This window comes from Corallococcus sp. bb12-1 (genome assembly GCF_026626765.1).
Taxonomy (GTDB): Bacteria; Myxococcota; Myxococcia; order Myxococcales; family Myxococcaceae; genus Corallococcus; species Corallococcus terminator.
Window position 1 is genome coordinate 44,414 of sequence record NZ_JAPNJZ010000011.1, and the last position, 6,668, is coordinate 51,081.

Below are 6,668 nucleotides of genomic sequence, written 5' to 3' on the forward strand. Positions count from 1 at the left end.
GCCGCAGGGCTACGCGTTGCTGCGCTGGTAGAGGATGGAGGCGCCGGACGTGGCGTCCAGCAGGGCCGTGAAGGGCATGGACACCTGGACGGGGCCCTCCTTCGGGTTGTCCAGCTCGCCGCCCGTGTACTTGAGGCGGGGAATCCGGAGGGTGTGGAAGTCCGTCCCGTTCACGTCCTGCAGCACCACCTCCAGCGAGGACTCGGCCTCGTCGAGGAACTTCGCCAGCAGGTCCTGCCCCATGAAGTAGGCGCTGAGGGTGCCGGACACGCCGAAGCCGCCCTCGTGGATCTCCGTGGCGGAGCGCTGGCCGATGACGCCCTTCGTGGAGCGCCCGTTGGTGATGTCCAAGTCCAGGGACGTGACGTTGGCTACCAGCTGCCCGCCCTCGCGCAGGCTGCCGGTGAAGGCGTCGAAGGGGCTGTTGGTGCCCGGGGGCGTGACGGTGGCCGCGTGCGTCGCCGTGGCCATCTGCATGTCTTTGCCCAGCAGCGCGAAGGTGCCGGTGATGATCTCCTCCGGCTTGATGGAGAGCTTCAGGCTGTCCACCGCGCACCCGCGGTAGAGGGCGTACTGGTTGATGTCCGTGAAGGCGCGCTCGAAGGAGAACGTCTTCAGGACGGTGCCGGACTTCAGCCGGCGGCCCACCAGCGCCACGGTGCGGCCGGCGGCGGCCACGTCGTCTTCCAGCTCCCGGTCCACGGTGAGGGCCAGGGCGGTGACGGCCTCGACGCGGGCGCGGCCGTTGTTGGCGGCTTCCGCGAAGCCGGACACCAGCACCTGGTCCCCGGGCAGGAAGCCGTCGGCGAGGAAGCTGCCGGCGGTGCGCACCAGGGTGCCGGTGGCTGCGTCCGCGGCGAGGGAGACGCTGCCGGTGGTGGCCGTGGCCCAGGTGCCGCTGAGGGCGGCCTCCAGGAGGTCGTCGAAGGTGCCGAGGGAGAGCTCGACGCCGATGTCCCCGCCGACGCTCACCATGCCGTGGCGCAAGTCGGAGAGGTGCCTGTCAGCGCGAATCTCGTTGGACTGGTAGTTGGCCTTCGAGAGGTTGAGGCCGGTGGAGGTGAAGCGCAGCGCCTTGTAGGCGGTGCTGGCCGGCACCCCGAAGGTGGCCTCGGGGGTGAAGCGCAGCGCGGTGCGCTGTCCGGAAGCGGAAGGCATGGGTTTCTCCTCAGTGCTACGCGTGGACCAACCAGAAGACGGTGACGGGACGCATCCACCAGGGCTCCTCGCGAAGCGCGGGCCCGGCGGAAGCGGACTGGATGCGGACGAGGGTGGCGCCCGCCTGAAGCGTGGTGCCCCGCGCGAAGCCGTCGCAGACGGCCTGCGCAGCCACGTTGGCGGCGCCGGCCCCATCGCCCAGGGGGAAGAAGAGGGACACCTGGAAGACACCAGGGTGGCGCGTCTGCGCGTCCTGGCCGAGCCCTGCGGGGGACGTGCGCGCGGGCAGGTGGTCCACCCGGGCCCAGGGCGTACCCCCCTTCGGCTCGAAGAGGACGTTGGGGTAGGCGATGGCGTCCGCCCCCACCAGGGGCGTCAGCACCTCGATGGCCCGCGCCTCCAGTGCCTGGGGGATGTCGAGGAGGGCGGTACTCACTTCACCGCCTCCTCGAGGATTTCCCGCACGTTGGCGAGGGTGGTGCGCACCATGCCCTTCGGGGCCTGCTGGCTGTGGCCGAACTCCAGCCGGCGCGCGTACGGCAGATTGTTGGTGATGAAGAGCGTCTCGCCCACCTCCACGCCCTCCAGCTTCGCGCCCTCGCGGGAGATGACGGCGCCGCCGTCCTTGTCCTCGGTGTCCACGGTGCCGGCCGGCCTGTCGCCGATGCCCACCTGCCAGTTGCCCCGGAAGCGTCCGGTGTCCACCGGCGAGACGGTGACGACGTTGGCCAGGATGCCCAGCGCCGTCTTGCGCACCACCTCGTTGGCGCGGCCCTTCGCCGCCTGGGCGAAAGCCTCCACCTGCTTGCTGAAGCGGGCGCCCTTGCGGATGCGTGCGTCCACCTTGCTCATGCGCTCACCCGAAGGGTGTAGAGGATGGGGGTGCCCTGCAGCTGCGTCGGCGGATCCGTCTTCAGCACGCGCCAGGTGCGGCCCTCCAGCGGGCCCACGGTGTCGCCCGGGGCCGGCGTCACGGGCAGCCCGTCGGCCGCGACGAGGAGCTTCCGCCTGTCCGCGCGCGCCGTGCCGCCCTCGGTGAGTCCGTCGCCCTCCTTGTCCTGGCCGCTGTCCGCCTGCACCACCACCTGGACGGGGTGCTCCGTGGCCGACGTCACCACCTTCGAGGTGGCCACGTCGTACACGCCGGCCGCGCGCTGAGTGAGGGTGGCGGCCTGGCCGAAGCGCTTCAGCAGCGCCAGCGACTTCGCGGCCAGCCTGTCCGCCTGGGCGCTCATCCACGCACCGTGGTGAGGCTGCGGATGCCGCCGTTGCCGCCCAGGACGAGGGGCCCCAGCAGCGCCAGCACCTGGGAGGGAATCGGCCGGTGCGTCTCCGGGGACGTCTTCAAGGGCCCCACCTGCACGCCCTCGTCCGTCACGGGCCCGAGGCCCGCCGTCCAGTCCTCGGCCAGCAGCCGGAAGGCGAACTCCGCCACGGCCGACTTCACCCGCCGGGGCACGCTGCCCTCCCCCACTGGGCACCCGTCCAGCACCACGCCCCGGCGCGGCCAGACCAGGGCCTGCTCCGCGTCAGCGCGCGAGCCGAGGTACTCGAAGCGGGTGTCCAGAAGGGACGTGGCCCACTTCAGATGCCGCTCCTTCTGGGCCACGTCGGTGGTGTCCCACGTCGCGTTGTGGCCGCGCACCGCGTGGTAGGCGTCCGCCTCCTCCACGGTGCAGTAGGAATCGGCGGACGGGCCGCCGGCTGTGGTGTCGAGCGCCATGGAGGTGTGCTCGCGCGGGCTACTTCGCCTTGGCGGCCTTGGGCGCCTTGTCCTGGGCTTCAGTGGCAGGCGTCTCGGTGGCCGCCGCGCCCTTGCCGCCGGTCTCGGTGGCGGCCGGCGCCTTCGCCTTCGCCTCCGCGCGCGCCAGCCGCGCCTCCAGATCCACGCGCTCGCGACGGGCCTCCTCAAGCTGGGCTTCGAGGTCCTCCACGTCGCGCGAGCTCGCCGCTGAGGATGCCCCACGGGCGGACAGCGTCTCCCCCTGGGACTCCAGCCAGGCGCGGTGCGCCTCGCGCCCCTCCAGGCTGCCCTCGGGGTAGGCGCTGTAGTAGCGCGTGAGGAGGCGCTGCGCGTGCTCACTGCCGCGCGAGGGTAGGATGTGCTCTCCATCCTCGAAAGTGAAGCCGCCCAGCTCGATGTCCTTGCCCGCGTTCGGGCCCACCAAAACCATACGAATGCCGTCCATGCGAAAGGCTCCTGTGCTGCCGAAGGTGTGAGGGAAGGAGGAGGGGCCGCCGACGCGGCCGACTCCTCCAGGCGACGTCAGGCGACGTCAGGCGAGGGGCGCGACGCGCACGCCCTTCACCACCGCGAGGGCGTAGTCGTTGTAGTTGGCCATGCCGCAGTACCAGACGATGCGGTCGATGCTCTCGTCCTTGGCTTGCGCCTCGCCCACCGTCTTGATGTGGATGCCCGCGCTGTCGCCCGGCGCCGTCAGCCCGGCGATGCCCACCTTCCGGCTGCCATCGTCGAAGCAGCCCGCGGCGATGGTGGTGCAGTCGGTGGCCGTCCCCTGCGTCTGGTTGGTGGGGATGGAGTCATTCACGAAGATGGGGATGCCCCGGTACACCGGCACCGTCTTCCCGCTGGGCAGCGTGAGGACGTCGTTGATGCTCGCGCCCCCCAGCTTGCGCAGGTAGGCGTAGTGCCGGTTGAGGAGCACCTCCGCCATGGTGATGAAGTCCACCTCCCCGTCCTTCGCCTTCACCTTCGAGATGAGGTCGTCGAGGATGCCCACGTCGTAGAGGGCGCCGTTGGTGCCGGCCACCAGCGTCTGGCCCGCCGCCACCTGGGTGAGGAGCCCGGGGAACTCGTCGTTGAGCCCCGTGCCGTTGATGAACATGTTGCGGAAGCGGCGCCCTGCGGCCTTCGCCTTGCTGGCCACCTGGTACGTCCGCTGGTCATTGACGTTGCTGCGGGTGGCCTGGATGAGGCCGTCCACCTCCGCGTCACCGATGATGCGCGTCAGCGTCGCGGTGGACTGCTCCACCGTGGCCGGGTTCTTCGCGGTGATGGTGCCGCCGACGCCGAGCACCTGCACGTCACCGAGCACGGACTCCTTGTTCCACGTGTGCGAGTTGCCCTCCAGCTCATCGAAGGGCAGCCGCTCATAGAGGCGGTCCGTGGTGATGATGGTCTCGACGACACCGGCCAGCAGGTCGTCTTTGCACAGCTTGGCGGACTCAACGAGGGTGATGGAAGGCATGCGGGCGGACTCCTCCTCGGGGAGAGGGAGGTGAAACAGGGCGGGAAGACGCGCCAAGGGCGAAGGGGTGTCAGGGCCCCCGGGCGGATGAAAGGGATTGGACGAGAGGGGCACTGCCGGGCATCCCGCCCGGTTCGCCTCGGTGACGCATCCCGCGTCCTCGGGGCCTACTCCTATTTGCGATTGGCCAAGCCCGCCGAGATGCGCTGCGTCGGGTTCAGCTTGTCGCTACCGCTGGGCATCCCGCCCGTCTTCGGCCCCGGTTGCGTCCCGCTTCCGGAGGCACTCGTGCTGTCGAAGGCACGAGCGAAGTTGGTGTCCTTCTTGAGCTCCGTGACGAACTCTCGAATCGTCAGGAAGCCGCCCTTGCCGTTGCCGCGAGGATCGCCCTCCGCGTCAACGACCCGAGCCAAGAATGAACCACCTTCCTCAATCACTTTCACATGCTTCTGGACGTGGGGCAAGAGCAACACCGCGCTTCCTTTCAGCTCCGCGATGGCGGCCGTCGCCTCCGCCTCCACCAGGTGCTTGTTCAGCGAGCCGCGCATGCGCTCGACGAGGATGTCGCGCTCACCGAGCGCCTTCGTGTGGCCCGCTTCGAGGTCCGCCTTCAACTTCTCGAAGTTGGCGGCCCCCTCCTTCCCCTCCTGGGCTTTCGCCAGCGCGGCCTTCGCGTCCGCGAGGGACTTCTCCACTTCCTCGGGCGTCTTCCCGAGCTTCGTCCACGCCACCTGGCCCGCTGCCAGCTCCTTCGCCTTCTTGCGCTCCTTCTCCAGGGCGCCGTTGAGGCCCGAGGTGTCCATGCGCTTCGCGATGTCCGGGTCGAGGACGAACTTCCCGCCCTCCCCCTTCGCGTACAGGGCCCGGTACTTCTCCGGCACCACGTCCGCTGTCTCCACTTCGGGCTGCCACTCGAACTCCATGTGCCTTCCTCTCTCGGCCCGGTGGGCCGGCTACAGCTGTGCCTTCTTGAAAGCGGACGCCTCTGCCTTGCGCAGCTCGTCCAGGGTGAGCGTCCTGCCGCTGGCGTCGACGAAGCTGCCGACGGTGAGCCCGCCATCCCGGAAGAGGCGTCCGCGCGCGGGACCCAGCACCTCGTCCTGGAAGCTGGTGGGCTGACGGCGGAGCCAGTCCTCGTAGGACACGCCCTTCGCCACGGAGCCGATGTTCTCCCGCGCCCACTTCTCGCGGATGCGGGTGACGGCCGCGCCGCGCTCCTTCTCCGTCATGTCCTTCCAGGCGTCGCCGGCCTTGGCCTTGGCCTCGGCGCGGAAGTCGATTTCCCGGTTTCGCCTGTCGCGCGTGTCGCGGACGGTGGGCCTGTCGCCGACAAGGCGCACGCCGTCGATGACGGGGATGGTGGTGCTGCGGCAGCGCCAGTGCGCGGGCGGCCGGGGCCCCTCGCGCACGGGGAAGGTGCGCCCGTCGCGCGAGGCGCAGAGGAAGGTGGTGCGCCCGTCCAGCGTGGACACCCACCGCACCTCGCGCACGAGGTCCTCGTTGGCCCGGTACACCTCTTCCCGGGCCTGGGTGGCCACGTGGTTGAGGGCGGTGCGCGCCACGGCCTCCGCGCCACGGCGGCTGCCCTCCAGCGCGCCTTCTCCGCTCACGATGTCCCGGACGATCTGCTGCGTCGTCCGCCCCTCCACCACGCCCGCCTGAATCGCGCGCTCGATGCGCGCCAGGTCCGCCGGGGGCATGCCCTCCACCCACGTCTCGAAGAGGGCGCCGTTGAAGGGCCGGGAGAAGATGGCCGCCTCCAGCACCTCCGCCGTGGGCGCGGCGATGGAGATGTCCACGATGAGGACTTCCTCCAGGAGCGCCGCCTGCCACCGGGCCTCGTAGGTGGCGAACGCCGCCGCCTCCTCCGCCAGCACGCCCGCCGCGGCGGCGTACGCGCCCGCCCGGAGGACACGCACCTCGGACAGCAGCCCCGCGATGCGCTCCGTCGTCTCCCGGCCCGCGTCATACCCGCCCGCGTCCTCGATCGCCTGGAGGCGCGCGGCGAGCTGCTCCGTGAGGCGCTCCTCCGTGTCGTTGAGGAGGCCCACCACGCGCCGGGCAACGCCAGCCTTGTAGCGCTCCAACTGCACGGCGTGCATGACGGAGCGCTCCAGCAGCGCCTCGCTGACCGTGGGGAGGGAGGTGCTCACCACGTCCCCTGTCCTGCCCGGGTGGGCGCATTGGAGATCCGCTCGCGGGCGAGCCGCGCCTGTCGCAGCTCGCGCAGGCAGCGGCGCACCTTGCGCGCACCGCGCCGGTTCGGGCGGAACCAGTAGGCGTCATGTGCCGGGTCCTGCA

The 6,668-nt window shown here is 70.6% G+C and carries 9 protein-coding genes; all 9 read right to left on the reverse strand.

Annotation, left to right across the window (positions count from 1 at the left end; all coding sequences use genetic code 11):
• Window positions 1-9: 9 nt before the first annotated feature.
• The 9 genes from OV208_RS15430 to OV208_RS15470 all read right to left on the reverse strand — a co-directional run bounded on the left by OV208_RS15430 (window position 10) and on the right by OV208_RS15470 (window position 6,520).
• Window positions 10-1,158, reverse strand: a complete 1,149-nt coding sequence (locus tag OV208_RS15430; RefSeq protein ID WP_267574603.1) for a phage tail tube protein — start codon at window positions 1,156-1,158, stop codon at window positions 10-12.
• A gap of 16 nt (window positions 1,159-1,174) precedes the next feature.
• Complete coding sequence (locus OV208_RS15435; protein ID WP_267574604.1) at window positions 1,175-1,594, reverse strand: phage tail terminator-like protein; 420 nt, start codon at window positions 1,592-1,594, stop codon at window positions 1,175-1,177.
• Window positions 1,591-2,010 (reverse strand): HK97 gp10 family phage protein, encoded by a 420-nt coding sequence (locus OV208_RS15440; protein ID WP_267574605.1) that lies wholly within the window; start codon window positions 2,008-2,010, stop codon window positions 1,591-1,593. Before OV208_RS15440 ends, OV208_RS15435 begins: the two co-directional genes overlap by 4 nt.
• Window positions 2,007-2,393, reverse strand: coding sequence for a hypothetical protein (locus tag OV208_RS15445; protein ID WP_267574606.1), 387 nt, complete (start codon window positions 2,391-2,393; stop codon window positions 2,007-2,009). The genes OV208_RS15440 and OV208_RS15445 overlap by 4 nt, the downstream gene beginning before the upstream one ends.
• Window positions 2,390-2,881, reverse strand: a complete 492-nt coding sequence (locus OV208_RS15450) for a DnaT-like ssDNA-binding protein (protein WP_267574607.1) — start codon at window positions 2,879-2,881, stop codon at window positions 2,390-2,392. Before OV208_RS15450 ends, OV208_RS15445 begins: the two co-directional genes overlap by 4 nt.
• 19 nt (window positions 2,882-2,900) lie before the next feature.
• Window positions 2,901-3,347, reverse strand: a complete 447-nt coding sequence (locus OV208_RS15455) for a hypothetical protein (RefSeq protein ID WP_267574608.1) — start codon at window positions 3,345-3,347, stop codon at window positions 2,901-2,903.
• Window positions 3,348-3,434: 87 nt separating this feature from the next.
• Window positions 3,435-4,367: a major capsid protein gene (locus OV208_RS15460; RefSeq protein ID WP_267574609.1), complete on the reverse strand. Its 933-nt coding sequence runs from the start codon at window positions 4,365-4,367 to the stop codon at window positions 3,435-3,437.
• A 173-nt stretch (window positions 4,368-4,540) separates the two neighbouring features.
• Window positions 4,541-5,290 carry a hypothetical protein gene (locus OV208_RS15465; protein ID WP_267574610.1) on the reverse strand — a complete coding sequence of 250 codons (750 nt, stop codon included), beginning with the start codon at window positions 5,288-5,290 and terminating at the stop codon, window positions 4,541-4,543.
• Between the two features lie 30 nt (window positions 5,291-5,320).
• Window positions 5,321-6,520 carry a minor capsid protein gene (locus OV208_RS15470; protein WP_267574611.1) on the reverse strand — a complete coding sequence of 400 codons (1,200 nt, stop codon included), beginning with the start codon at window positions 6,518-6,520 and terminating at the stop codon, window positions 5,321-5,323.
• Window positions 6,521-6,668: the final 148 nt, after the last annotated feature.